The organism is Streptomyces yangpuensis, assembly GCF_024666385.1.
GTDB classification, from domain to species: domain Bacteria; phylum Actinomycetota; class Actinomycetes; order Streptomycetales; family Streptomycetaceae; genus Streptomyces; species Streptomyces yangpuensis.
This window is the reverse complement of record NZ_CP102514.1, coordinates 4934965-4958522: the sequence shown is the minus strand read 5'-3', so window position 1 is coordinate 4958522 and position 23558 is coordinate 4934965. Positions and strand designations below refer to the sequence as shown.

At 70.4% G+C, this 23558-nt stretch carries 26 protein-coding genes; 14 read left to right on the top strand and 12 right to left on the bottom strand.

The features are described 5' to 3' along the window. The first annotated feature begins 17 nt into the window (after positions 1–17). Complete coding sequence (locus tag NRK68_RS22895) at positions 18–608, top strand: N-acetylmuramoyl-L-alanine amidase (RefSeq protein ID WP_183067277.1); 591 nt, start codon at positions 18–20, stop codon at positions 606–608. Positions 609–644: 36 nt separating this feature from the next. On the opposite strand, the gene NRK68_RS22890 is transcribed toward NRK68_RS22895, so the two are convergent. Then, complete coding sequence (locus NRK68_RS22890; protein ID WP_183067276.1) at positions 645–1115, bottom strand: NUDIX domain-containing protein; 471 nt, start codon at positions 1113–1115, stop codon at positions 645–647. A 4-nt stretch (positions 1116–1119) separates the two neighbouring features. After that, on the bottom strand, positions 1120–1860 hold the full coding sequence (locus NRK68_RS22885; RefSeq protein WP_257856568.1) for a DUF5919 domain-containing protein: 741 nt from the start codon (positions 1858–1860) through the stop codon (positions 1120–1122). A 112-nt stretch (positions 1861–1972) separates the two neighbouring features. On the opposite strand from NRK68_RS22885, the gene NRK68_RS22880 reads away from it, so the two are divergent. From NRK68_RS22880 to NRK68_RS22870, 3 genes are read left to right on the top strand one after another with little or no spacing between them, the layout of a single operon-like run. After that, positions 1973–2173, top strand: a complete 201-nt coding sequence (locus tag NRK68_RS22880; protein WP_183067274.1) for a hypothetical protein — start codon at positions 1973–1975, stop codon at positions 2171–2173. Then, positions 2170–2397 (top strand): DUF7848 domain-containing protein, encoded by a 228-nt coding sequence (locus NRK68_RS22875; RefSeq protein ID WP_183067273.1) that lies wholly within the window; start codon positions 2170–2172, stop codon positions 2395–2397. The genes NRK68_RS22880 and NRK68_RS22875 overlap by 4 nt, the downstream gene beginning before the upstream one ends. Before the next feature lie 42 nt (positions 2398–2439). Beyond that, positions 2440–3333, top strand: coding sequence for a 1-aminocyclopropane-1-carboxylate deaminase/D-cysteine desulfhydrase (locus NRK68_RS22870; RefSeq protein WP_183067272.1), 894 nt, complete (start codon positions 2440–2442; stop codon positions 3331–3333). Positions 3334–3535: 202 nt separating this feature from the next. Here NRK68_RS22870 and NRK68_RS22865 read toward each other — a convergent pair whose 3' ends face one another. Continuing rightward, positions 3536–5116 (bottom strand): Na+/H+ antiporter, encoded by a 1581-nt coding sequence (locus NRK68_RS22865; RefSeq protein ID WP_257856567.1) that lies wholly within the window; start codon positions 5114–5116, stop codon positions 3536–3538. A gap of 55 nt (positions 5117–5171) precedes the next feature. Here NRK68_RS22865 and NRK68_RS22860 point away from each other — a divergent pair, with 55 nt between their 5' ends. The 3 genes from NRK68_RS22860 (at position 5172) to NRK68_RS22850 (ending at position 7073) form a co-directional block, all read left to right on the top strand. Beyond that, the gene (locus NRK68_RS22860) at positions 5172–5432 is read left to right on the top strand and encodes a UBP-type zinc finger domain-containing protein (protein WP_030963467.1); all 261 of its coding nucleotides are present in this window, start codon (positions 5172–5174) and stop codon (positions 5430–5432) included. Between the two features lie 205 nt (positions 5433–5637). After that, positions 5638–6051, top strand: a complete 414-nt coding sequence (locus tag NRK68_RS22855) for an ATP-binding protein (protein WP_030963468.1) — start codon at positions 5638–5640, stop codon at positions 6049–6051. A gap of 11 nt (positions 6052–6062) precedes the next feature. Continuing rightward, the gene (locus tag NRK68_RS22850) at positions 6063–7073 is read left to right on the top strand and encodes an RNA polymerase sigma factor SigF (RefSeq protein WP_373024504.1); all 1011 of its coding nucleotides are present in this window, start codon (positions 6063–6065) and stop codon (positions 7071–7073) included. Between the two features lie 27 nt (positions 7074–7100). On the opposite strand, the gene NRK68_RS22845 is transcribed toward NRK68_RS22850, so the two are convergent. Further along, a complete protein-coding gene (locus NRK68_RS22845) occupies positions 7101–7547 on the bottom strand; it encodes a hypothetical protein (protein WP_183067269.1) in 447 nt (148 codons plus the stop codon). An 84-nt stretch (positions 7548–7631) separates the two neighbouring features. Here NRK68_RS22845 and NRK68_RS22840 point away from each other — a divergent pair, with 84 nt between their 5' ends. Together NRK68_RS22840 and NRK68_RS22835 are read left to right on the top strand one after the other, a co-directional pair. Next, positions 7632–8597: a diacylglycerol/lipid kinase family protein gene (locus NRK68_RS22840; protein WP_183067268.1), complete on the top strand. Its 966-nt coding sequence runs from the start codon at positions 7632–7634 to the stop codon at positions 8595–8597. A 324-nt stretch (positions 8598–8921) separates the two neighbouring features. After that, a complete protein-coding gene (locus tag NRK68_RS22835) occupies positions 8922–9179 on the top strand; it encodes a WhiB family transcriptional regulator (protein ID WP_003953983.1) in 258 nt (85 codons plus the stop codon). Positions 9180–9349: 170 nt separating this feature from the next. On the opposite strand, the gene NRK68_RS22830 is transcribed toward NRK68_RS22835, so the two are convergent. Then, a complete protein-coding gene (locus NRK68_RS22830) occupies positions 9350–10819 on the bottom strand; it encodes a sensor histidine kinase (protein ID WP_030963473.1) in 1470 nt (489 codons plus the stop codon). 355 nt (positions 10820–11174) lie between these two features. Next, entirely contained in the window at positions 11175–11765 is a 591-nt protein-coding gene (locus NRK68_RS22825; protein WP_183067267.1) for a TetR/AcrR family transcriptional regulator, read from the bottom strand. Between the two features lie 84 nt (positions 11766–11849). Here NRK68_RS22825 and NRK68_RS22820 point away from each other — a divergent pair, with 84 nt between their 5' ends. Continuing rightward, entirely contained in the window at positions 11850–12611 is a 762-nt protein-coding gene (locus NRK68_RS22820; RefSeq protein ID WP_183067266.1) for an SDR family oxidoreductase, read from the top strand. A gap of 16 nt (positions 12612–12627) precedes the next feature. Here the strand turns inward: NRK68_RS22820 and NRK68_RS22815 are convergent, their stop codons facing one another. Then, the gene (locus NRK68_RS22815; RefSeq protein WP_183067265.1) at positions 12628–13494 is read right to left on the bottom strand and encodes a leishmanolysin-related zinc metalloendopeptidase; all 867 of its coding nucleotides are present in this window, start codon (positions 13492–13494) and stop codon (positions 12628–12630) included. Between the two features lie 260 nt (positions 13495–13754). Between NRK68_RS22815 and nagB the strand changes: the two genes are divergently transcribed. Further along, a complete protein-coding gene (gene nagB, locus NRK68_RS22810; protein WP_183067264.1) occupies positions 13755–14540 on the top strand; it encodes a glucosamine-6-phosphate deaminase in 786 nt (261 codons plus the stop codon). Positions 14541–14660: 120 nt separating this feature from the next. On the opposite strand, the gene NRK68_RS22805 is transcribed toward nagB, so the two are convergent. From NRK68_RS22805 to NRK68_RS22790, 4 genes are all read right to left on the bottom strand, one after another. Next, on the bottom strand, positions 14661–16166 hold the full coding sequence (locus NRK68_RS22805; protein WP_257856564.1) for a glycoside hydrolase family 3 protein: 1506 nt from the start codon (positions 16164–16166) through the stop codon (positions 14661–14663). Between the two features lie 8 nt (positions 16167–16174). Next, complete coding sequence (locus NRK68_RS22800) at positions 16175–17065, bottom strand: carbohydrate ABC transporter permease (protein WP_373023636.1); 891 nt, start codon at positions 17063–17065, stop codon at positions 16175–16177. Further along, the gene (locus NRK68_RS22795; RefSeq protein ID WP_257856563.1) at positions 17062–18081 is read right to left on the bottom strand and encodes a carbohydrate ABC transporter permease; all 1020 of its coding nucleotides are present in this window, start codon (positions 18079–18081) and stop codon (positions 17062–17064) included. Before NRK68_RS22795 ends, NRK68_RS22800 begins: the two co-directional genes overlap by 4 nt. A gap of 127 nt (positions 18082–18208) precedes the next feature. Then, on the bottom strand, positions 18209–19489 hold the full coding sequence (locus NRK68_RS22790) for an extracellular solute-binding protein (RefSeq protein ID WP_183067260.1): 1281 nt from the start codon (positions 19487–19489) through the stop codon (positions 18209–18211). 289 nt (positions 19490–19778) lie between these two features. Between NRK68_RS22790 and NRK68_RS22785 the strand changes: the two genes are divergently transcribed. The 3 genes from NRK68_RS22785 to NRK68_RS22775 all read left to right on the top strand — a co-directional run bounded on the left by NRK68_RS22785 (position 19779) and on the right by NRK68_RS22775 (position 23102). Next, a complete protein-coding gene (locus NRK68_RS22785; protein ID WP_030026774.1) occupies positions 19779–20543 on the top strand; it encodes a GntR family transcriptional regulator in 765 nt (254 codons plus the stop codon). Between the two features lie 139 nt (positions 20544–20682). Then, positions 20683–22908, top strand: coding sequence for a carbon starvation CstA family protein (locus NRK68_RS22780; protein WP_257856562.1), 2226 nt, complete (start codon positions 20683–20685; stop codon positions 22906–22908). Further along, the gene (locus NRK68_RS22775; RefSeq protein WP_183067258.1) at positions 22905–23102 is read left to right on the top strand and encodes a CstA-like transporter-associated (seleno)protein; all 198 of its coding nucleotides are present in this window, start codon (positions 22905–22907) and stop codon (positions 23100–23102) included. Before NRK68_RS22780 ends, NRK68_RS22775 begins: the two co-directional genes overlap by 4 nt. A gap of 50 nt (positions 23103–23152) precedes the next feature. Here NRK68_RS22775 and NRK68_RS22770 read toward each other — a convergent pair whose 3' ends face one another. Beyond that, a complete protein-coding gene (locus NRK68_RS22770; RefSeq protein ID WP_183067257.1) occupies positions 23153–23518 on the bottom strand; it encodes a Uma2 family endonuclease in 366 nt (121 codons plus the stop codon). Positions 23519–23558: the final 40 nt, after the last annotated feature.

Sequence of the window (23558 nt, the reverse complement as noted above, 5' to 3'; positions counted from 1 at the left end):
CACGAAGGGAGGCGGCCATGGCCGCACCCATGTCCGCGGACCGGTTCATCAACGCACTGAGGAACGAAGGCCTGACCGTCGTCGAGGTCGGCGCCTGGCGCACCCACAACCGCAACCACAAGGGGCCCTGGGGCCCGGTGCACGGGGTGATGATCCACCACACCGTCACGCGCGGCACCGCGTATTCCGTCGAGCTCTGCCGCAACGGCCACAGCGCCCTTCCGGGGCCGCTGTGCCACGGCGTGATCGCCAAGGACGGCCGTGTCCACCTGGTCGGCTACGGCCGCGCCAACCACGCCGGCCTGGGCGACCCCGACGTCCTGGCGGCGGTGATCGCCGAACGGCGGCTCCCCCCGGACAACGAGGCGACCACCGACGGCAACCGCCACTTCTACGGCTTCGAATGCGTGAACCTCGGCGACGGCGAGGACCCGTGGCCCCCGGCCCAGATGGACGCCATAGCCCGCGTGTCGGCGGCCCTGTGCCGGGTCCACCGCTGGACGGCCCGCTCGGTCATCGGCCACCGCGAATGGCAGCCGGGCAAGGTCGACCCCCGCGGCTTCACGATGGACTCCCTCCGCGACCGCATCGCGGAACGCCTGAAGTAGCCATCAGCGACGAAGTGGCGGCCCACCGCCACTTCGTCACCCGAGGTACGGCGAGGCCCGATGCTCCAGGAAGTGCCGCAGGCGCAGGCGTTGCGTGTGGTGCACGGGCAACGCCTTCAGCTCAGCGGGCTCCACGAAGCGGAGTTCCGTGCTCTCGTCCGAGATCGCCAGCGTGCCCCCGACAATGCGGGCCGTGAAGCAGACGTTGAACTGACGGCGGACCTCGCCGTCGCTGTACTCGATGATGTGCTTCGGGTCCGTGTAGGTGCCGACCAGCCCCGTGATCTCCACATCGAGGCCCGTCTCCTCCTTGACCTCTCGGACGGCCGCTCCGGGGAGGGAGTCCGTGAGGTCCATCCCGCCGCCGGGGAGGGCCCACAGGTCGTTGTCACGGCGCCGTTGCAGCAGGATGCGGCCCTGGTCGTCCGTGACGACGGCAGAGGCTGCCACGACCATGCTGTTGGGCTCGGGAGCGTGGGGATCGTCGTAGTACTCGGTCCGGGCCATCGGGTCACTCCTCCACGGGACGGGCCGTCTCCCACACCGCGTTGAAGCTGTCGGCGTAGGTGTCGAACATGCCCCCGGCTTCGTGACGGCGAAGGTGCCACACGGGCGCACCGTACGCGTTCACACCCCAGACGTGGGCATTGACCAGGACTTCGTCGTCCGCCCGGTACAGGCTGTTGTAGAGGGTCGTGCTGTGCGTTCGCAGCTCGATGCCGGGCACGTCGGCCAGGGGTCGGTAGTGCATGAGGGCGAGACGACAGCGGGATTCGATGCCGTGCCCGAATCTCTCTTCCTGTCCACGCTGCCGGACGTTCTCGCTGTCCGCGTCACCGATGGCGATCCGGACCGTGCAGCCGTCCGCCGCGCGTTCCCGAAGGAGGTCGTTCAGGCGGCGATACGCCTCGTGCAGGAACACCGCTGCGTAGACCAGCACGTCGATCCGCTCGCGAGCTGTCGTCAGCAGGTCCACGAATAGGGAGACGGGAAGGTCAGCACGCTGGTCGTACAGCGCCACCAGTTCGGGGCTGACGGCCCGCGCGGCACGGGCCTGTCTCAGCGCCGGCCACAGTGCGTGGACGTGCTCGCCCAGAATCTCGGCAGCCAACAGCGCTGTTGCCCGCCGTGGGGTGCGCCCGAGGTTGACCCAGCGTTCGACGCTCTTCGGATCGACGCCCGTGGCGCTCGCCAGCGATGCATGAGTCCAGCCGCCGGATGCCATCAGGGCCCTTAACCGCTCGTTCTGCATAGGGACGTTCTATAGGCCGTGGGACGTCCCGAAGTGGGAAACGTACGAGGTTCCCCCGTCCTGATCACCACAGCGACGATCCCGGTACCAGCGAGGTACGAAGGGATCCGGAATGGTGCGGGGACTGTGGCGGCAGGTCGAACAGCGTGATCCGTTCCCGGTGCGCGATCCCGATCCGACGGACCCGACGTGCGACGTCTGCGCGGCCCTGGTCGTGCAGCGCACGGAGTGCTACCGGCTGCGGGACCTGTCGGGGGTAGTGGACCGCAACGTCGAGATCCGCCGGCACCCCCACACGGAGGTGCACCGATGACCCGCGCCGTGTGGCGCTACGTCAGCCACACCATCCGGCAGGCCCCGGAAGGCGGGGCGACCTACGAGGCGTTCTGCGTCGCCGCAGGCTGTGGAGCCGAGTCGGGCGCGCACGACGAACAGGAAGGGCCGCAGGACTGGGCGCTCCGGCATGCCGGGCGGACCGGGCACGGCCTGTTCCGGCGGGTGTGCACCGATCACGCCCGCGTCACCCGCGAGACGTAGCCCCCGCCCGTACGACGACACGGGGCGGCTCACAATGGACGGGTGGACCACCCCGAACTGCAGTCGCGGCCGGCGTCTCCGCTCGTCGAGGCGGTGGACGAGCGGTTCGCCGCGCACGGCGTGCGGCTGCTGCTGAAGCGGGACGACCTGGTGCATCCGGAGCTGCCCGGCAACAAGTGGCGCAAGCTCGCGCCGAACCTGCGGGCCGCGCTGGAGGCGGGGCACGAGCAGCTCGTCACCTTCGGCGGGGCGTACTCCAACCACCTGCGGGCCACCGCGGCCGCCGGGCGGCTGCTGGGTATCGCGACGGTCGGCATCGTCCGCGGTGACGAGCTGGCCGCCCGGCCCCTGAACGACTCCCTCGCCCGGTGCGCGGCGGACGGCATGCGCCTGCACTTCGTCACCCGCTCGCGCTACCGCGCCAAGGCCGACCCGCAGGCGCTGGCCGAGCTGCTGGACGAGGCCGGCGCGAGCGGGGCGTACGTCGTCCCGGAGGGCGGCAGCAACGCCCTCGCCCTGGCGGGCTGCGCGGAGCTGGGCCGCGAGCTGCGCGGCGTGACCGACGTGGCCGCGGTGGCCTGCGGCACCGGCGGCACCCTGGCCGGCCTGGCCGCGGGCCTCGCACCCGGGCAGCGGGCGCTGGGCGTCCCCGTGCTGGCCGGCGGCTTCCTGTCCGGGGAGATACGTTCCCTCCAGGCCGAGGCCTACGGCGGCCCGGTCGGCGACTGGACCCTGGCCGAGGACTTCCACCACGGCGGCTACGCCCGCGTCCCGGCCGCCCTGGAGTCCTTCGCCGCCGACTTCGCCTCCCGCCACGGCTTCCCGGTGGAACGGATCTACGTCGCCAAACTCCTCTGGGCCCTGACCACCCTCACCACCGCCGGCGCCTTCCCACGGGGCACGACCGTCACCGCGATCATCACCGGCCGCCCGTAGCGACACCCGCCGGGGACGGGGCCGGGGTGGGGTGATGTCCGGGACGTAAAACGTGATTTGTGGCGCAACACGGCCCGTACGAGCAAACAGGGTTTCGGCGCCATAAATCATGAGTCCCGGACGTCACCCCACCCCGGCACCGGCACCGGCCGAACACCCCGCACCACCGCCCCGCACCGCCGAGCACCCCGCAGGGGCAGGGCTACGTCGACTCGCGGAACGCCGCCGCCTCCTCCAGGTCCAGCCTGCGCAACAGCACCCGCAGCATCTCGTCGTCGATCCGCCGATCGTCCCGCAGCGCCACGAACACCTCCCGCTCCGACTCGATCATCTCGCCCGCGAGCCGCCGGTAGATGTCGTCCGCGGACTCCCCCGTCAGCGGATTGACCTCGCCCAGCCGTTCCCACACCGCGTTGCGCCGCCGTTCCAGCACCGTCCGCAGCCGGTCCGCCAGCGGCGGCGGCAGCGTGGAGTTCTCCGGTTCCTCCAGCAGCTCCGCCAGCCGCTCCTCCGCCGCCCGCGAGGCCTCGCTCTGCGCCTGCGCCTCCGCCAGCGTCTCGGCCTGCACATCCCTCGGCGGCAGCTTCAGCGCCCTGATCAGCAGCGGCAGCGTCAGCCCCTGCACCACCAGCGTCCCGATGACCGTCGTGAAGGTGAGGAACAGGATCAGGTTCCGGTGCGGCACCGAGATCGGCACGGAGAAGGCGATGGCCAGCGAGACCACGCCCCGCATCCCCGCCCAGCCGACGATCACCGGGGACTTCCAGTCGGTCTCCGGCTCCCGCGTCCGGATCCGGGGCGACATCCAGCGCGGCACGAAGGTCGCCGGGAACACCCATACGAAGCGGGCCACCACCACCACGACGAAGACGGCGACCGCGTACCAGGCCGCGTCCACGCCCTGGTACTCCCCCAGCCCCGTGAGGACCACCGGCAGCTGGAGGCCGATCAGCGCGAAGACGACCGACTCCAGGACGAAGGCGACCATCTTCCACACCGCCTCCTCCTGGAGCCGGGTGGCGAAGTCGACCTGCCAGTTGCGGTGCCCGAGGTACAGCGCGACCACGACCACGGCCAGCACACCGGAGGCGTGCACCCGCTCGGCCGCCGCGTACGCCACGAAGGGGATCAGCAGCGAGAGGGTGTTCTGGAGCAGCGGTTCCTTCATCCGTTTGCGCAGCTGGTGGATCGGCACCATCAGCAGCAGGCCGACGCCGACGCCGCCCACCGAGGCCAGCAGGAACTCCGCGATCCCGCCCGCCCAGCCGGCGCTCACCCCGACCGCCGCCGCCAGTGCCACCTTGTACGCGGTGATGGCGGTGGCGTCGTTGACCAGGGACTCGCCCTGCAGGATGGTCGTCAGCCGGTTCGGCAGCCGCAGCTTGCGGGCGATCGCGGTGGCGGCCACCGCGTCGGGCGGCGCGATCACCGCGCCCAGCACCAGCGCCACCGGCAGGGACAGCCCGGGCACCAGCAGGTACGCCGCGTACCCGACGACGACCGTCGCGAAGAGCACGTAGCCGACCGACAGCATCGCGATCGGCCTGATGTTGGCCCGCAGGTCCAGGTACGAGCTGTCCACGGCGGCCGTGTACAGCAGCGGCGGGAGCAGCAGCGGCAGCACGATGTGCGGGTCGAGGGTATACGCGGGCACGCCCGGGACGTACGAGGCCGCCAGGCCGGCGGCGACCAGCAGGAGCGGCGCCGGGACCGGCGTGCGGCGGGCGAGCCCCGCCACCGCCGCGCTGCCCGCGACCAGAGCCACCAGCTGCAATACGTCCATCGAAGATCCGTCCTCCGTCGTCGCGCGCCCGTACCCTGGCCGTACGCTGGCCATCATGAGCGAGTGCACCCACGTTGCCGAACTGCCGCGCCCCGAGCCGGTCCCGTCTGCACAGACCTGCGCCGAATGTCTGGCCGTCGGCAGCCACCCGGTGCAACTGCGGATGTGCCTGGGCTGCGGGCACGTGGCGTGCTGCGATTCCTCGCCCTTCCGGCACGCGACGGCGCACCACGGCGAGACCGGCCATCCGGTCATGCGGAGCTTCGAGCCGGGCGAGACCTGGCGCTGGTGTTTCGTCGACGGTTCGATCGTCTGAGGCGGGGTAGTTCAACCCTCCGCCGGTTCCCCCGATTTGACCCCCGCAGACCCCTAGCCACTGTGCGTACCCAAGGGCTTACCATCAGTCACTGGCCGCAGGGCAGGGTGCTCGGAGCGGGCGTCACGAGGGGTGCCGCGACACAATCGCCCGGATCGCGGTAGCGTCACCGGCGAAAAGAGCTCGTACCACCTTGGAGGTGAGGGTGTCCCAGATCGCAGGCGAGCCCGGGACTCAGGACTTCGTGGAAGTCCGGCTGCCCGCTGCGGGTGCCTACCTGTCGGTGCTGCGGACGGCTACGGCCGGCCTCGCGGCACGTTTGGACTTCACCCTCGACGAGATCGAGGACCTCCGCATCGCGGTGGACGAGGCCTGCGCGATCCTGCTCCAGCAGGCCGTGCCGGGCTCCGTCCTCAGCTGCGTCTTCCGGCTGATCGACGATTCGCTGGAGGTGACCGTCTCGGCACCGACCACGGACGGACGCGCGCCGGAGCGTGACACGTTCGCGTGGACGGTCCTGTCGGCACTGGCCGGCAAGGTCGAGGCCACGGTCGAGGAGAACCAGACGGTGAGCATCAGTCTCTACAAACAACGCGGCGCGGGGCCAGGCCCGGCGTGAGCGGCGGGGAGATCCCGGTGCGGGGCGGGGATCGGCCCCGGGTACGGCACGAGGTCGACGGCGGCATCCCGGAGCAGCTGCACGCCCGGCCGCACCCGGCTGACGCGGATGCGGAAGACGGCTTTTTGGACTCGGCGGAGCGACGGGCGGGCCCTATGAGCGAGAACCAGCACGACCAATCACAGCCGGCGCAGCCGCCGGAGGCCGCCGCGCCGGCCCCGGCGGCGGGTTTCGCGGTGCCTCCGGCCCCGGTGCCCCTGCCCGATCCGCGCGACCGCAGCAGCGCGCGGGCCCTGTTCGTCGAGCTGCGGGCGCTGCCCGACGGCTCGGCGGAGAAGGCGGAGCTGCGCAACCGGCTGGTACGGATGCACCTGCCCCTGGTCGAGCACCTGGCGCGGCGCTTCCGCAACCGCGGTGAGCCCCTGGACGACCTGACCCAGGTCGCGACGATCGGCCTCATCAAGTCGGTGGACCGGTTCGATCCGGACCGCGGGGTCGAGTTCTCCACGTACGCCACGCCCACGGTGGTCGGCGAGATCAAGCGCCACTTCCGTGACAAGGGCTGGGCGGTGCGGGTGCCCCGGCGTCTGCAGGAGCTGCGGCTCTCGCTGACGACGGCCACGGCCGAGCTGTCCCAGCAGCACGGGCGTTCCCCGACGGTGCACGAGCTGGCCGAGCGGCTCGGTATCTCCGAGGAGGAGGTGCTGGAGGGGCTGGAATCGGCCAACGCCTACAGCACGCTGTCCCTGGACGTCCCGGACACCGACGACGAGTCGCCGGCGGTCGCGGACACCCTGGGCGCGGAGGACGAGGCCCTGGAGGGTGTCGAGTACCGCGAGTCCCTCAAGCCGCTGCTGGAGGGGCTGCCGCCCCGAGAGAAGCGGATTCTGCTCCTTCGTTTCTTCGGCAACATGACGCAGTCGCAGATCGCGCAGGAGGTCGGCATCTCGCAGATGCATGTCTCCCGCCTGCTGGCCCGCACCCTGGCCCAGCTCCGCGAGAAGCTCCTCGTCGAGGAGTGAGCCCGGGCCCGGCTCACTCCGCCGGGCTCAGGAGGAGGACGGCTCTCCGATACCGAGGGCCTCGGTCGCCGTCGGGTTCACGAGCAGCGCGACGACGGCCACCGCGGCCACGGCGAGAGCGAAGGCGGCGGCGATCATGGCACCGCCGGTGGTGTAGAGCGTCCAGGCCACCGGCAGCGCCATCAGCTGGGTGATCAGTGCCGGGCCGCGGCTCCAGCGGCGGCCCAGGCGCAGTCCGCGGGCGGCGATCAGCGGCAGCGCGGCGAGCGCGAGCAGGGTGATGCCGCCCGTCTCGGCCTGCTGCGGGGAGTCGGGGTCGCCGGCGATGCCGACGAACAGCATGTACACACCGAGGCCGGCGAGCGCCAGGCCCTCCAGGGCGGTGAGCGCGGCCGCGGCGGTCAGCCGGCGGGGCAGCGCGGTGGGCGCTTCGACGGTGGGGGCGGGTGCCTTCGCGGGCTGCTTCTTACTCACCCAAGCAGGGTAGCGGCGCCCTCCGCGGGCCGGAGGGGACGGGCAGTAGGGTCGGCTCACGAAGGGGTGGGTAGTCTGGCGCTCATGCGTGCACTTCTCGTGGCCAACCCAGCAGCGACGACCACCAGTGCGCGCACGCGCGATGTCCTGATCCATGCCCTGGCCAGCGAGATGAAGCTGGAGGCGGTCACCACCGAGTACCGCGGGCACGCCCGGGACCTGGGGCGCAAGGCCGCGCACGAGGGGCTGGACCTGGTGGTCGCCCTGGGCGGCGACGGCACGGTCAACGAGGTGGTGAACGGGCTCCTGCACAACGGACCCGATCCGGACCGGCTGCCCCGGCTGGCGGTGGTTCCCGGCGGCTCCACCAATGTGTTCGCCCGCGCCCTGGGGCTGCCGAACGACGCGGTCGAGGCGACGGGCGCGCTGCTGGACGCGCTGCGCGAGGAGCGCGAGCGGACGGTCGGCCTGGGACTGGCGGCGGGGACTCCGGGGACCGAGGACGAGTCGGTTCCCGCGCGCTGGTTCACCTTCTGCGCGGGCTTCGGTTTCGACGCGGGTGTCGTGGGGCGGGTCGAGCAGCAGCGGGAGCGCGGCAAGCGTTCGACGCACGCCCTGTATGTACGACAGCTGATGCGCCAGTTCTGGGAGGAGCCCAACCGGCGGCACGGCACGGTCACGCTGGAGCGGCCCGGAGCGGATCCGGTGACGGGCCTGGCGCTGTCCATAGTGTGCAACACCTCACCCTGGACGTATCTGGGGAATCGTCCGCTTTACGCCTCTCCGGAGGCGTCGTTCGATACTGCGCTTGACGTATTGGCGCTCAACCGTTTGTCAACTCCGGCCGTCGCCCGCTACGCGACACAGCTCCTGACCTCCACTCCTGAGCGGGGTCCGCACGGCAAGCATGCGGTGTCTCTGCACGATCTGACCGACTTCACCTTGCATTCGAAGGTTCCCCTCCCGTTCCAGATGGACGGTGATCACCTCGGACTGCGCACCAGCGTTCGGTTCACAGGCGTACGCCGTGCACTGCGTGTGATTGTGTGAGTAGAAGGGCCCATAGGCCTTTCACTCGAACGTTTACACGCCGGTCCACCCTCACGATGTAGGGCTGTGACCTAGTAGACACCGACGAATCAAAAAAAACTTTCCGGAAGGGGTTGTATCCCCGTCCGAGGTTTGCGAATCTCTTCATGGCGATCGGGACAGCCCGCAGGACCCGGCACCCACACAGACCGCCAGAACCCCTCCACGAATCTCAGACTGGCCACCCGCGTGAAACCGGGCGGTCGCCCTTCCCTCACGGGGGGATTCGTGAAAGCGTTCACATTCACAAGCAAAGTGCCCGTAACACAAGGAGATGGAGCAGCCATGGACTGGCGTCACAACGCCGTTTGCCGCGAGGAAGACCCGGAACTCTTCTTCCCCATCGGCAACACCGGTCCTGCGCTGCTGCAGATCGAGGAAGCCAAGGCCGTCTGCCGCCGTTGCCCCGTCATGGAGCAGTGCCTGCAGTGGGCGCTCGAGTCCGGTCAGGACTCCGGCGTCTGGGGCGGTCTCAGCGAGGACGAGCGCCGCGCCATGAAGCGCCGCGCCGCTCGCAACCGGGCGCGCAACGCCAGCGCCTGACAACGACTTTCGAGCCTCGACGCGCAGCGCGCAGTACCGAAGAAGCGCTCAGCAACGTGCTCTTGAGCCCCGGACCGAAGCATTCGGTCCGGGGCTCAGTGCTGCTGTGCGACTACGCTGCGTGCGCGGGGCCTGAAAGCCGCTGCTCACGTTGAGTCACCGTACGGCTGCTACTTCTGGGGGCTGGACGGCAGGTCGAGGACGACCTTGGTGCCGCGCGGCTCGGCCCGGACCATGTCGAAGGTGCCGCCCAGCTCCCCCTCCACGAGGGTCCGGACGATCTGCAGCCCGAGGTTGCCGGCCCGCTGGGGGTCGAACCCCTCGGGCAGGCCGTTGCCGTCGTCGAGAACGGTGATCAGCAGACGCCCGTCCTTGCGCCCGGTCCCGCTGCGCAGCGCGGCCACTTCCACGGTGCCCCGCTCCCCCGGGGTGAAGGCGTGCTCCAGGGCGTTCTGCAGGATCTCGGTCAGCACCATCGACAGCGGGGTGGCGACCTCCGCGTCCAGGATCCCGAAGCGGCCGGTGCGCCGGCAGTCGACCCGGCCCGGTGAGATCTCCGAGACCATCGCGATCACGCGGTCGGCGATCTCGTCGAACTCGACCCGCTCGTCAAGGTTCTGAGAGAGCGTCTCGTGCACGATCGCGATCGAACCGACGCGGCGCACGGCCTCGTTGAGCGCCTCGCGGCCCTGGGGCGAATCCATGCGGCGGGCCTGGAGCCGCAGGAGCGCGGCCACGGTCTGGAGGTTGTTCTTCACCCGGTGGTGGATCTCCCGGATGGTGGCGTCCTTGGTGATGAGTTCACGTTCGCGACGGCGCAGTTCGGTGACGTCGCGGCAGAGGACCAGGGAGCCGATCCGGGTGCCCTTGGGCTTGAGGGGGATGGCGCGCAGCTGGATGACGCCGCCGTTGCCCTCGACCTCGGTCTCGCGGGGGGCCCAGCCGCTGGCGAGTTTGACCAGTGCCTCGTCCACCGGGCCGCGGGAGGGGGCGAGTTCGGCGGTGGTGGCGCCGAGGTCCTGGCCGACCAGGTCGGAGGCGAGGCCGAGGCGGTGGTAGGCGGAGAGGGCGTTCGGGGAGGCGTAGGTGACGACGCCGTCGGCGTCGAGCCGGATCAGGCCGTCACCGACGCGCGGCGAGGCGTCCATGTCGACCTGCTGGCCGGGGAAGGGGAAGGCGCCCGCCGCGATCATCTGTGCGAGGTCGGAGGCGGACTGGAGGTAGGTCAGCTCCAGCCGGCTCGGTGTACGCACAGTGAGCAGGTTGGTGTTGCGGGCGATCACTCCCAGTACCCGTCCCTCGCGGCGGACGGGGATCGATTCGACGCGGACCGGCACCTCCTCGCGCCACTCCGGGTCGCCCTCGCGCACGATGCGGCCCTCGTCGAGCGCGGCGTCGAGCAGGGGACGGCGGCCGCGCGGCACCAGGTGTCCGACCATGTCGTCCTGGTAGGAGGTGGGGCCGGTGTTCGGGCGCATCTGGGCGACCGAGACGTACCGCGTGCCGTCGAGGGTGGGCACCCACAGGACGAGGTCGGCGAAGGACAGGTCGGAGAGCAGCTGCCACTCCGAGACCAACAGGTGGAGCCACTCCAGGTCGGTTTCTCCGAGAGCGGTGTGCTGGCGTACGAGGTCGTTCATGGAGGGCACCTTGCGAGCGTACCCCGGGTACGCACGATGACTTTCCCCACGCGGGTACTCAGGAGTATCCAGGAGGGGCACGGGCCGCGTACTGTTGGAGGAAGTGACGGGTTTCCAGCTACCGTCATTGGATGGACAGAACAGATTGGTCTAGTCCAGAATTGGCTTACAGTCTCCGCCCTCCCCGCACAGGAGGACGGAAGCGAGGTAGCCGCGCGCTCTGCCCTGACCGCGCAGGCACCTCTCACCGGCCGCCGGGAACCGCACACCTGACGGCCGTAAGTACTCCGGGCTACGGTGCCGGACGGGTTGAGGGTCCCGTCCTGCACCGTGGCCCAGAGGAATCCGCGGGGCTCTACGGCCAGGCCAGCAGGGCCCGCTCCGCCACCGCCTCCAGCTCCTCCCGAGTCGCCCCGTCGCGCGACTGCTGGGACATCCCCTGAAGCACGGCCCCGGTGTACCGGGCCAGCGCCCGCGCGTCCGTGTCCGCGGGCAGCGCGCCGGTCGCGACGTCGGCGCGGATCCGGCGCTCGAAGAGTTCCAGGTTGGCGTTGCGGCGCTCGCGCAGGGCCTGGGCCACCTCCTCCGAGGTGGTGTTGATCGCGGCGCTGATCACCATGCAGCCCGGCGGGTGGGCCGGGTCGGTGTAGATCTCGGCCGCCTCGCGCAGGATCCGCTCGACGGCGGCGCGGGCGGTGGGCTCCTCGGCCAGCGCCACGCCGGCGAAGCCCCCGTACCGGCTCCCGTACACCACGACGACCTCGTCGAAGAGCTTGCGCTTGTCGCCGAAGGCCGCGTAGAGGCTGGGTGCGCCGATGCCGATCGAGGCGGTCAGGTCGGAGATCGAGGTCGCCTCGTAGCCGCGCTCCCAGAAGGCCGTCATCGCCTTGTCGAGGGCGGCGTCGCGGTCGAAGGAGCGGGGCCTGCCGCGCTGTCCGGTCACCATCCGAAGATTCTATAGCGGCCGCTAGGGAATCTGGTACGGTCCCTTTCTGTAGCGACCGCTATCGATTTCGAAGGGGGGCGCGTCATGGGCGTGCTCAAGGGGAAGACGGCACTGGTCACGGGTGGCAGCCGGGGCATCGGCCGGGCCGTGGCGCAGCGGCTGGCGCGCGACGGGGCACTGGTCGCGGTGCACTACGGACGCAACGCGGAGGCGGCCGAGGAGACCGTGGCCGCGATCGGGGCGGCCGGCGGCCGGGCCTTCGCCATCGGGGCCGAGCTCGGGGTCCCGGGGGACGCGCAGGCCCTCTGGGCGGCGTACGAGGCCCACCCCGCGCACACCGAGGCCGTGGACATCCTCGTCAACAACGCGGGGGCGGCGGCCTTCGCGGGGATCGGGGACACCGACGAGGAAGCGTACGACCGGGCGCACGCGCTGAACGCGAAGGCGCCGTTCTTCGTGATCCAGCACGGACTGGCGCGACTGCGGGACGGCGGCCGGATCGTGAACGTGACCGGCACCCCGGACCTCGCACTGCCGGCGATCCTGGCTACGGTCATGGCGAAGGGCGCGGTGAACGCCATGACGCGCTCGCTGGCCGCCGAGCTGGCTCCGCGGGGGATCACCGTGAACTCGGTGGGGCCGGGGATCACCGAGACGGACCTGAACGCGGCCCTGCTCGCCGATCCCGCGACCCGGGCCCACCTGGCCTCCCGCTCGGTCTTCCACCGGGTGGGCACGGCGGAGGAGGTGGCGGACGTGGTGGCCTTCCTGGCCTCGGCGGACTCCCGCTGGGTCACCGGCCAACACCTGGACGCCACGGGCGGTCTGCAGCTGGCACTGGTGTAGCGGAGGCCGGACGGCGCTACGGCCGTTCGGAGGGGATGGAGCTGGGGACGGTCGGGAGCACGATGCCCCGCGGGGCGTCGGGCTCCTCGCCGGCCGCCTCGACCGCCATGAGGTCGGGCAGCTCGTAGGGCTCCGCGCCGTCGAGGTCGACCGTGTAGCCGAGGTCCTCGAGGCTCGCCGCCGTCAGCCGGCTCAGCGGGTTGCCGGCACTGGCGATGGTCGGTGTCATCAGCTCGGTGCGGAAGACCCTCTCGCGCCAGTGGCTGCCCGCACTGCCCGGCCCGCCGACGTTCGCGACCGGCACCGGTCGGGGCTCTCCGGCTCCCAGGAGGGTTCCGAACTCCGCCATCGCGGCGGGGCCGACGAAGGTCGGGTTGGCGCCGGGGAAGTCCTTCAGCAGGCCGAAGGCGCTCCAGACCGGTCCGGTGATCCCCAGGCAGTGGCCCATCTCGTGGGTGATGACGTCGAGCAGCGAGCCGTCGTCTTCCATCTGGCCGAGGTCGGCCTTGTCGAACCGCATGACGGCCTTCGCCGGGAGACCCGCCCCGGCGAGCGCCGTCTGCGGCCGGAAGATGCGGGGCCCGGCTTCGCCGAGGACGCCGAAGACGCCGTCGAGGAAGACTCCTTCGGCGTCGATGAGGACGTCGTCGACGATCACTTCGCCGCTGAAGTCGTGGATGACCGCGGTTTCCAGGTCACCGACGATGACCCGGGCCCAGCGCTCGGCCGCCTCGGCGAAGACGTCCTTCTGGCCGTTCGACAGCCCTCCGATGAAACGGACCTCGATCTGGAACGGGGAGGTGGTCTCCGCGAGGTCCGCGGCCCGCGTGGCGCTCGCCACGGCTTTGTAACTCTCGAAGGCGTAGGTCGGATTTCTGGCCATGACCACCACTCCCATCGCATATAGCATGATTTCTGTCTCAAAGCCACCTTATGCGACAAAGGAGTTGTAGACAGGGCAACCAATCGCAGGTCAGACCGGCCGTAGCACCGTGCACCGCAGCGGCCTCCCGGGTGACATCCCAGGAGGCCGGACGGCCGGATCGGGATCAGCATGGAAAGTGGCGGGACCCCCGCCGGACCCGGCCCGCTCTGCTAGATTGGTCTATACCACATCACCCACTCCAGATCGGCAGGCCCCGCGTGGAAGTTGTCATCGTCCCGGACGCCAAGGCAGGCGGCGAGCTCATCGCGGAGGCCATGGCCGCCCTGGTGCGCCGCAAGCCCGACGCCCTGCTCGGCGTGGCGACCGGCTCTACCCCGCTGCCCGTCTACGAGGCCCTCACGCGCAAGGTCGGGGCGGGTGAGGCCGACGTCTCCCGGGCCCGGATATGCCAGCTCGACGAGTACGTGGGCCTGCCCGCCGGGCACCCGGAGTCCTACCGGGCCGTCGTCCTGCGCGAGGTCGTCGAGCCCCTCGGCCTGACCGAGGCCTCCTTCATGGGCCCCGACGGTGCGGCCGAGGACCTCGTCGCCGCGTGCGAGGCCTACGACCGGGCCCTGGCCGAGGCCGGCGGCGTCGACCTCCAGCTGCTGGGCATCGGCACGGACGGGCACATCGGCTTCAACGAGCCCTGCTCGTCCCTGGCCTCGCGCACCCGCATCAAGACGCTGACGGAGCAGACCCGCGTGGACAACGCGCGCTTCTTCGACGACGACCTGGAGCAGGTGCCGCACCACGTCATCACCCAGGGCATCGGCACCATCCTCGACGCCCGCCACCTGGTGCTGCTGGCCACCGGCGAGGGCAAGGCCGAGGCCGTCGCGCAGACCGTCGAGGGGCCGCTGTCCGCCCTGGTGCCGGCGTCCGCGCTGCAGCTGCACCGGCACGCGACCGTCGTCGTGGACGAGGCGGCAGCCTCGAAGCTCAAGCTGGCCGACTACTTCCGCCACGCCTACGCCAACAAGCCGTCCTGGCAGGGGCTGTAGCAGCTGTAGCACCCGGAACGGACGAAGGGCCGGGCTCCCGCTGGGAGTCCGGCCCTTCGCCGTGGGCGGCGGAGCCGGGCACCACCCCTGTGTCGGGTGCCCGGCTCCGGTACCGCGGCGTCACACCCCTGTGACGGCTTTCGCGACGACCTCGGCGGCGGCGCGTCCGCAGACGCGCGCGGCGCCGTGCGTCGCGATGTGCAGGGCCCCGCGCGGCTCGGCGCGGGGCAGCCCCATCTCGACCACGACCGTGTCCGGCCGGGCTTCGACCAGGGCGTCCAGTACCTCGGTCATCCACGGGTGGCGGTGCGCGTCGCGGACCACCGCGACGACGGTGCGCTCCCCCGCCGCCGCCAGGATCTCCCCGGCCGTGGCGCCCTGCGGGTAGAGGCCCGAGGCGGTGCCCGGCAGCAGCTCGGCCAGTTCGGCGGCCGGGCCCCACGGGGTCTCGTCGCCGACCGCGATGTTCGCGACCGGGGTCAGGGTCGCGACGTACGGGCGGCCGGCCGACGGGCCCGCCGAGCCGGTGACGACCAGGGCCCGGCGGGCGGCGGTCAGGCCGATGCCGGACGCGCGGCTCCCCTCCGGCCGCGCGTCGGGCCGGGCCGCCCGGGTCCAGGAGGCCAGCGCCCGGACCCGGGCGGCGGCGTCGGCGAGGCGCTCCTGCGGGAGCGTGCCCTCGCGGACGGCCGCGACCAGGGCGTCGCGCAGCCGCAGGACGGTGGCCTCGTCGGCGAGTCCGCCGCCGACGCAGATGGCGTCGGCGCCCGCCGCGATGGCGAGGACCGAGCCGCGCTCGATCCCGTACGTCCCGGCGATGGCGTGCATCTCCATGCCGTCGGTGACGATGAGGCCCTCGTAGCCGAGTTCCTTGCGCAGCAGGCCGGTCAGGATCTGCGGGCTGAGCGTGGCCGGCCGGGTCGGGTCGAGGGCGGGCACCAGGATGTGCGCGCTCATCACGGCCTTGGTCCCGGCCTCGATGGCGGCCCGGAACGGTACGAGTTCCCGTGCGGCGAGGGTGTCGAGGTCCACGTCGATGCGCGGCAGGGCGTGGTGGGAGTCGACGTTGGTGTCGCCGTGGCCCGGGAAGTGCTTGGTGCAGGCGGCGACGCCGGCGGCCTGGAGGCCCTCGACGTAGGCGGCGGTGTGCCGGGCGGCGAGGTGGGTGTCGGCGCCGAAGGACCGTACGCCGATGACCGGGTTGTCCGGGTTGGAGTTGACGTCGGCGGAGGGCGCCCAGTTGAGGTTGACGCCGCATTCGGCGAGGCGGCGGCCCAGCTCGTGGGCGACGTCCCGGGTCAGACCGGTGTCGTCGACGGAGCCGAGGGCCAGGTTGCCGGGGAAGGACGACCCGCCCCTGACCTCCAGGCGGGTGACGTCGCCGCCCTCCTCGTCGATGGCGACGAGGACGTCGTCCCGCTCGGTTCGCAGCTGCGCGGTCAGCGCGGCGAGTTGCTCGGGCGAGGCGATGTTGCGGCCGAACAGGCCCACCGAGGCGAGGCCTTCGCCGATCCTGCGGAGCAGCCAGGCGGGGGCGGTGGTGCCCTCGAAGCCGGGCTGGAGGACGGCGAGTGCGTCGCGGGTCACCTCGTCGGAGGCGGTGGCGCGGTGCGCAAGGACAGTCATGACGTTCGTCATCCCTTCACTGCGCCGGAGGTCATGCCGCCGACGGCCTTGCGCTGGAGGAAGATGAAGATCAGCAGGACCGGGAGCGCGAAGAGCGAGGACGCGGCCATGGTGGCGCCCCAGTCGTTGCCGAAGGCGGACATGAACTCGGTCAGCCACAGCGGCAGGGTCTGCGCGGTCTTGTCCTTGTTGAGGATCAGGACCATGGCGAACTCGTTCCAGGCGGTGATGAAGCCGAAGAGCGAGGTGGACATCAGGCCGGGGGCCAGCAGCGGGAAGATCACCTTGCGGAAGGCCTGGCCGCGGGTGCAGCCGTCGATCTGGGCGGCCTCCTCCAGGGTCACCGGGACGGCGGCGATGAAGCCGCGCAGGGTCCAGATGGTGAAGGGCAGGATCATCACGAAGTAGATCGCGGTGAGCAGCGGGAGGCTGTTCAGCATCTCGGCGTCGCGGGCGATCATGTACATCGCGATGACCATGACCTCCCAGGGGGCCATCTGGGCCATCATCACGGTGAGGACCAGGCCCTTGCGGCCCTTGAACCTCATGCGGGCGATGGCGAAGCTCGCGGCGAGGGCGACGAGCAGGGCCAGCAGGACGGCGCCGACGGTGACCAGGACGCTGTTGGTGACGTACGTCCAGAAGTTCTCGACCCCGGTGGCCTTGCCGAAGTTGTCCAGCGTCGGCGTGAAGACGAAGACGGGGTCCTTCGTGAGCATCTGGTCGGCCGGCTTGAGGGCCGAGGAGAACATCCAGTACACGGGGAAGACGAAGACCAGGGCCAGCAGGAGGGCGCCGAGGTTCTTGGCCACGGCTGCGGGGCGCACCGGGCGGCGGGTGCGGAGCCGTTGTGCGGGCCTCTGGGGAGCCGCGGGCTCCGGGGCGGTGGTGGTGCTCACTGCTCCTCCTCCTGCTTCAGGATCAGGCGGAAGTAGAAGGACATGACGACCACGAGGATCACGATCGTCAGGACGGAGATCGCGGCGGCGAGGCCGTAGTGGGCCTGGCTCTGGCCCTCGACGTAGGCGAAGACCGGGAGGATCTCGGAGGCGCGGTCCGGGCCGCCCTTGTTCATCGCGTAGACCTGGGTGAAGGCCTTGAACACCCAGATCACCTCGAGGAAGGTGGTGATGAGGAAGAAGGGCTTCAGGTTCGGGAAGACGATCTTCCAGAAGGTCTGCCAGCCGTTGGCGCCGTCCATGCGGGCGGCCTCGTACAGCTCGGCGCCGACCGTGGTGAGGCCGGCGTACATGTTGAGGGCGACGAAGGGGATGGAGCCCCAGACCACCAGGATCGTGATGATCACCATGGTGGAGAGGCCGGTCTCCATCCAGTTGTGCTGTTCGTAGCCGGAGAAGCCGGCGGTGCGCATGACCCAGTTCATGACGCCGAACTGCTCGTCGAACAGCCAGTGGAAGACCTGTACCGAGGCGACGATCGGCATGGCCCAGGCCATCACCAGCGCCATCGAGAGGACCAGGCGCATCTTCTTGCCGAGCTTGTTCAGCAGGATGCCGATGAGGCTTCCCAGCGCCATGATCAGCGCGACGTTGGCCAGGGTGAAGGCGAAGCTGCGGACGACGACGGTCCAGAAGGTCGAGTCGCCGAGCAGTTCGGTGTAGTTGGCGAGTCCCGCGAAGGGGTACTTACGCTGGATGAACTCGACCTTGTTGATGTCCTGGAGGGACAGGATCACGTTCTTGATCAGCGGGTACAGCAGGAGCGTCGCGAGGGCGAGCACCGCGGGCGCGACCAGCAGATAGGGCAGCCACCCCGTGGGGAGCGGCTTCCCGCCCGCGCGAGGCGGCGTGGGGCCGGTGCCGGTTGCTGGGGCCGGCGTCTCGGGCAGTCCGGCGGACTTCGGTGGTGCGTCCTGTGGAGCGCTGGTCACCGCTCCCTGGGAGTGCACGGTCATGGCTTGGCTTCCTCGCGGTTGACTGTGGAGTCAAATGCGCGACCGGGGGCGCGGCGGGTGTCCGGGCACCTGCCGCACTCCCCGGTGCGATCACACTGCTGGGTCGTGCGGGTACTGCGGGGCGGGACTACTTGTTGATGCGCTTCGCGATCTCCGCGTCCGCCTCGGCGCCGGCCTTGGCCGCGTCCTCACCCTTCAGGACCTTGGTCATGAACTCCTTGATGGGGTTCGGCTCGGTCTCGACGTTCGCCCAGCCCGCGGTGACCGGGGTGATCCTGCCGTTGACGCCGGCCTTGCCCATGGCCTCGGCGAAGGAGCCGGCGGCGGGGGTGAAGTTGGCGGCGGCCTGGTTCGGGAGCAGCGCGCCCTTGGTCTCGGCCGCGTACTTGGTCATCTGGTCCTTGCCGGCGGCGAGGGCCAGCCATTCCTTGGCGAGCTCCTTGTTCTTGGAGCGCTCGGCCACGGCGAGGTTGGAGCCGCCGAGGAAGACGGTGCTGGTCTTGTCGGCCGTCTTGCCCGGGATCGGGAAGTAGCCGAAGTCGGCTTCCTTGCCCGCCTCCTTCAGGGCCTTCTCGGCACCGCCGGCCTCCCAGCCCAGACCGATCCAGGAGGCGACGCCGCCCTTGGGGACGATGTCGGTGGACTGCTGCGGGTTGGCCTCGTCCTTGTCCTTGGGGGCGGTGGAGTAGGACTGGAGCTTCTTGTAGAACTCCATCGCGGCGCCGGCCTGCGGGGTGCCGAGGCCGCCCTTCCACTTGGAGCCGTCCTTGACGGCGAGGTCGCCGCCCTCGTCCCAGATGAGACCGGCGAGGACGTACCAGCTCTGGCCGGGGAGGTAGATGGGCTGGGTGGCCGGGTCGGCCGCCTTCAGCTTCTCCAGGCCGGCGATCCACTCGTCGCGGGTGGTGGGCGGGGTGACGCCGGCCTTGGCGAAGGCCTTCTTGTCGTAGACGACGACGCGGTTGGCGGCGTACCAGGGGGCGGAGTAGAGCTTGCCGTCGACCTCGGCCGAGGCGAGCATGCTCTTCTGCCAGGCGTCGGCGCCGAGGGCGGCCCTGTCCTTGGTCAGGTCGGCGAGGCCGCCGGTGACCGCGTAGCCGGCGGTCTGGGTGTTGCCGAGCTCAAGGACGTCCGGAGGGTTGTTCTCGGAGAGGGCCGTGGTGACCTTCTCCTGGATGCCGGTCCACTTCTGCTCCTCGACCTTGACCGTCACACCGGGGTGCTTGGCCGAGAACTCCTTGTTGACCTCGTCGATCCAGGCCTTCGGCGCGGAGCCGTCCATGACCCAGACGGTGATCTCCTTGGGACCCGCGTCGGCCTTGGCCTTGTCGTCGTCCCCATTGCCACACGCCGCGACACCGACCATCATGCCCGCGACACCGACCGCCGCGATGAGCTTGCGCTTCACGCCACCCTCCTCAGGGATGCCTGCCTGCACTTCCCTTGCCCGCCGCGGTGACATACGCGAAGTACTGCCGTGGGGCTGGGATCTGATCCATATTGGTGTAGACCAGTAGCTGGAGCTTGGCCTAGACCTTTAGGGGTGTCAAGGGTCTAATGAGCGGGTGCCCGGTCCGTTATCGGACCGACACCTGGGGAGAGAGAAGGCCTGTCCCCCCACTCGTGTCACCATGTGACCGCACATATCGGAGGAGCCGGTGACGGCAGCGAAACTGGAGTCGGGAAGGCGGGCGGCGATGGCCACCGAAGGGGCACTCACGGAGCCGGACGGCGGGGCGGCCACCCGGACGGCGCGTGTACCCAAGTACTACCGACTCAAGCGGCACTTGCTCGACATGACCGAGACGCTTCCGCCCGGCACCCCGGTACCGCCGGAGCGCACGCTCGCGGCCGAATTCGACACCTCGCGGACCACGGTCCGCCAGGCCCTCCAGGAACTGGTCGTGGAGGGACGACTGGAGCGGATCCAGGGCAAAGGCACCTTCGTCGCCAAGCCCAAGGTCTCCCAGGCCCTGCAACTGACCTCGTACACGGAGGACATGCGAGCCCAGGGCCTGGAGCCGACCTCGCAGCTCCTCGACATCGGCTACGTGACCGCCGACGACACCCTCGCCGGACTCCTCAAGATCAACACCGGTGGGCGGGTGCTGCGCATCGAGCGGCTGCGGCTGGCCAGCGGCGAGCCCATGGCCATCGAGACCACCCACCTCTCCGCCAAGCGGTTCCCCGCGCTGCGCCGCTCGCTCGCCAAGTACACCTCCCTCTACACCGCCCTCGCCGAGGTGTACGACGTCCACCTGGCCGAGGCCGAGGAGACGATCGAGACCTCGCTGGCCACCCCGCGCGAGGCCGGCCTGCTCGGCACGGACGTCGGGCTGCCGATGCTGATGCTCTCCCGGCACTCCCTGGACGCCGACGGCGAACCGGTGGAGTGGGTGCGCTCGGTGTACCGCGGCGACCGCTACAAGTTCGTCGCCAGGCTCAAGCGCCCCGCCGTCTGAACACACCCTCCACGAACCCGCACCCCGCCCGAGTACCGGAATTCCACGACCGGAATACGGACGGGGTCTTACGTTCACCAGGCAATTCCCCGTAGATTCCGCCTGCTTACGCAGATGATCGACGAGGGGACGAGAGATCATGCCTGAACCGGAAGCAACAGGGACACAACGGGACACGGCGGGTCCGGGAACCCCATCGGGCCCGCCCTCCCCCAAGTCCATCGCCGTGTGGGTGCTCGTCGGCCTCGTGGGCGCCCTCGGGTGGGGCGTGCTGGCGCTCTCGCGCGGCGAGGAGATCTCCGCGGCCTGGCTGCTCGCCGCCGCCCTGGGCTCGTACGCCATCGGCTACCGCTTCTACGCGCGCTTCATCGCGCACCGCGTGCTGAAGGTCGACGCCACGCGAGCCACCCCCGCCGAACGCCTCGACAACGGTGTCGACTTCCATCCCACCGACCGCCGGGTGCTCTTCGGCCACCACTTCGCCGCCGTCGCCGGCGCGGGCCCGCTCGTCGGCCCCGTGCTCGCCGCGCAGATGGGCTACCTGCCCGGGACCATCTGGATCGTCGCGGGCGTGATCTTCGCCGGCGCCGTCCAGGACATGGTGACGCTGTTCTTCTCCACCCGCCGCGACGGCCGCTCGCTCGGCCAGATGGCGCGGGACGAGATCGGCCCCGTCGGCGGAGCCGCCGCCCTGGTCGCCGTGTTCGCCATCATGATCATCCTGCTGGCGGTGCTGGCGCTGGTCATCGTCAACGCCCTCGCCCACTCCCCGTGGGGCGTCTTCTCCATCGGCATGACCATCCCGATCGCCGTCTTCATGGGCTTCTACCTGCGCGTCCTGCGTCCGGGCCGGGTCACCGAGGTCTCCCTCATCGGCGTCGCCCTGCTGCTGCTCGCCATCGTCGCGGGCGGCTGGGTCGCCGAGTCCTCCTTCGCCGGGACCTTCACCCTGGAGAAGGAGACGCTCGTCATCTGGATGGTGGTGTACGGCTTCCTGGCGTCGGTCCTGCCGGTGTGGATGCTGCTCGCGCCCCGCGACTACCTGTCCACCTTCATGAAGATCGGCACCATCGCCCTCCTCGCGATCGGCGTGGTCATCGCGATGCCGACGCTGAAGATGCCGTCGATCACCGACTTCGCGGCCCGCGGGGACGGCCCGGTCTTCGCCGGGTCGATGTTCCCGTTCGTCTTCATCACCATCGCGTGCGGCGCACTGTCGGGCTTCCACGCCCTGGTCTCCTCGGGCACCACCCCGAAGATGATCCAGAAGGAGACCCAGGTCCGCATGATCGGCTACGGCGCCATGCTGACCGAGTCGTTCGTCGCCGTCATGGCGATCATCGCGGCCTGCATCATCGAGCCGGGCCTCTTCTTCGCGGTCAACTCCCCGCCCGGGATCATCGGCACCACGGTCGAGTCCGCCTCGCAGGCGGTGACGAACTTCGGCTTCGCCATCTCGCCCGAGGCGCTCACCCAGGCCGCGAAGGACGTCGAGGAAGCCAGCCTGCTGTCCCGCACCGGCGGCGCGCCGACCTTCGCACTCGGAATGTCGGAGATCTTCTCCTCCGTCATCGGCGGCGCCGGGATGAAGGCCTTCTGGTACCACTTCGCGATCATGTTCGAGGCCCTCTTCATCCTGACGACGCTCGACGCGGGCACCCGCGTGGGCCGGTTCATGCTCCAGGACACCCTCGGCAACGTCCACAAGTCCTTCAAGGACGTCAGCTGGAAGCCCGGCGTGTGGTTCGCGAGCGCGATCGTGGTCGGCGCGTGGGGCTACTTCCTGTGGGTCGGCATCAAGGACCCGCTGGGCGGGATCAACCAGCTCTTCCCGCTCTTCGGCATCGCCAACCAGCTGCTCGCCGCGGTGGCGCTGGCCGTCTGCACCACGCTGCTGGTGAAGTCCGGCCGGCTCAAGTGGGCGTGGGTGACGGGCGTCCCGCTGGTCTGGGACGCCACGGTGACCCTCACCGCCAGCTACCAGAAGGTCTTCTCCGAGGACGTGAAGGTCGGCTTCTTCGCCCAGCGCGACAAGTACCAGGCGGGCATCGACGCCGACAAGGTGCTGGCCCCCGCGAAGAACATGGACGACATGCACACGATCGTCACCAACGCCACGGTCGACGGCGTGCTGTGCGCCCTGTTCGCCGTCCTGATCATCGTGGTCCTCGCGGACGCCGCCCGGACCTGCCTCAAGGCCGTCCGTGACCCGGGCTCGGCGAAGCTCTCCGAGACCCCGTGGACCGAGTCGAAGATCGTCGCCCCGGCCGGCCTGATCGCGACCGCCGAGGAGCGGGCCCAGCTCGCCGCCGCAGGGGCGGACCGCGACTCCGGCGGCGGGCAGGTCAAGGAGCCGGTGGGGTGAGCACCGTACGCGCCGTGCTGGCCCGGGCCAGGTATTACGTACGGGAGTTCTCGGGAGAGGCCGCCTACGACCGCTACGTGGCCCACGCCCGCTCCCACGACCCGGACGCGGAGGTCCTCACCCGCCGCGCGTTCGAACGCGCCCGCACGGATGCCCGCGAGGCGGACCCCCGCGAGGGCTTCCGCTGCTGCTGACACACGCCGAAGGGGCCCCGCCGCGTCCGGCGGGGCCCCTTCGGCGCTCCTCAGCGCACCCAGTCCTTGAGAACCTCGGTCCGGAGGGTGACGTTGACCGGATCGGGGAGCTCAACGTCGTTCCCGAACTCCACCGTACGGGTGTTCGCATACCTGCGGCCGTCCGGTTCACTGAACACGGTCACGTCGCACGCCTCCCGGTCGATGAGCAGGTATACAGGGATGCCCGTCCGGGCGTAGGCGAGGGGCTTCTCGACGCGGTCACGGCGGTCGTGATCTCCGTCCGGCACTGCCTTGCTCCTGATGACCCCGTCGATGAACTCCAGCCGCAGACCTTCGACCTCTCTGGCGGCTACGCGCGCGACGGCTTCGAAGTCCTCGGTCAGCATGTGGGGCCTGTCGGTCATCACGGTCACGCCTCGCTCACCTTCCTCGACGGTGCTGCCTCCGACGATA

Coding starts and splice junctions, on each gene's coding strand:
- NRK68_RS22840 (WP_183067268.1), top strand. CDS start 7,632: ATGCGTGCACTTCTCGTGGCCAACCCAGCAGCGACGACCACCAGTGCG.
- NRK68_RS22860 (WP_030963467.1), top strand. CDS start 5,172: ATGAGCGAGTGCACCCACGTTGCCGAACTGCCGCGCCCCGAGCCGGTC.
- NRK68_RS22835 (WP_003953983.1), top strand. CDS start 8,922: ATGGACTGGCGTCACAACGCCGTTTGCCGCGAGGAAGACCCGGAACTC.
- NRK68_RS22795 (WP_257856563.1), bottom strand. CDS start 18,081: ATGACCGTGCACTCCCAGGGAGCGGTGACCAGCGCTCCACAGGACGCA.
- NRK68_RS22885 (WP_257856568.1), bottom strand. CDS start 1,860: ATGCAGAACGAGCGGTTAAGGGCCCTGATGGCATCCGGCGGCTGGACT.
- NRK68_RS22865 (WP_257856567.1), bottom strand. CDS start 5,116: ATGGACGTATTGCAGCTGGTGGCTCTGGTCGCGGGCAGCGCGGCGGTG.
- NRK68_RS22805 (WP_257856564.1), bottom strand. CDS start 16,166: ATGACTGTCCTTGCGCACCGCGCCACCGCCTCCGACGAGGTGACCCGC.
- NRK68_RS22785 (WP_030026774.1), top strand. CDS start 19,779: ATGGCCACCGAAGGGGCACTCACGGAGCCGGACGGCGGGGCGGCCACC.
- NRK68_RS22880 (WP_183067274.1), top strand. CDS start 1,973: ATGGTGCGGGGACTGTGGCGGCAGGTCGAACAGCGTGATCCGTTCCCG.
- NRK68_RS22820 (WP_183067266.1), top strand. CDS start 11,850: ATGGGCGTGCTCAAGGGGAAGACGGCACTGGTCACGGGTGGCAGCCGG.
- NRK68_RS22815 (WP_183067265.1), bottom strand. CDS start 13,494: ATGGCCAGAAATCCGACCTACGCCTTCGAGAGTTACAAAGCCGTGGCG.
- NRK68_RS22890 (WP_183067276.1), bottom strand. CDS start 1,115: ATGGCCCGGACCGAGTACTACGACGATCCCCACGCTCCCGAGCCCAAC.
- NRK68_RS22895 (WP_183067277.1), top strand. CDS start 18: ATGGCCGCACCCATGTCCGCGGACCGGTTCATCAACGCACTGAGGAAC.
- NRK68_RS22780 (WP_257856562.1), top strand. CDS start 20,683: ATGCCTGAACCGGAAGCAACAGGGACACAACGGGACACGGCGGGTCCG.
- NRK68_RS22875 (WP_183067273.1), top strand. CDS start 2,170: ATGACCCGCGCCGTGTGGCGCTACGTCAGCCACACCATCCGGCAGGCC.
- NRK68_RS22830 (WP_030963473.1), bottom strand. CDS start 10,819: ATGAACGACCTCGTACGCCAGCACACCGCTCTCGGAGAAACCGACCTG.
- NRK68_RS22825 (WP_183067267.1), bottom strand. CDS start 11,765: ATGGTGACCGGACAGCGCGGCAGGCCCCGCTCCTTCGACCGCGACGCC.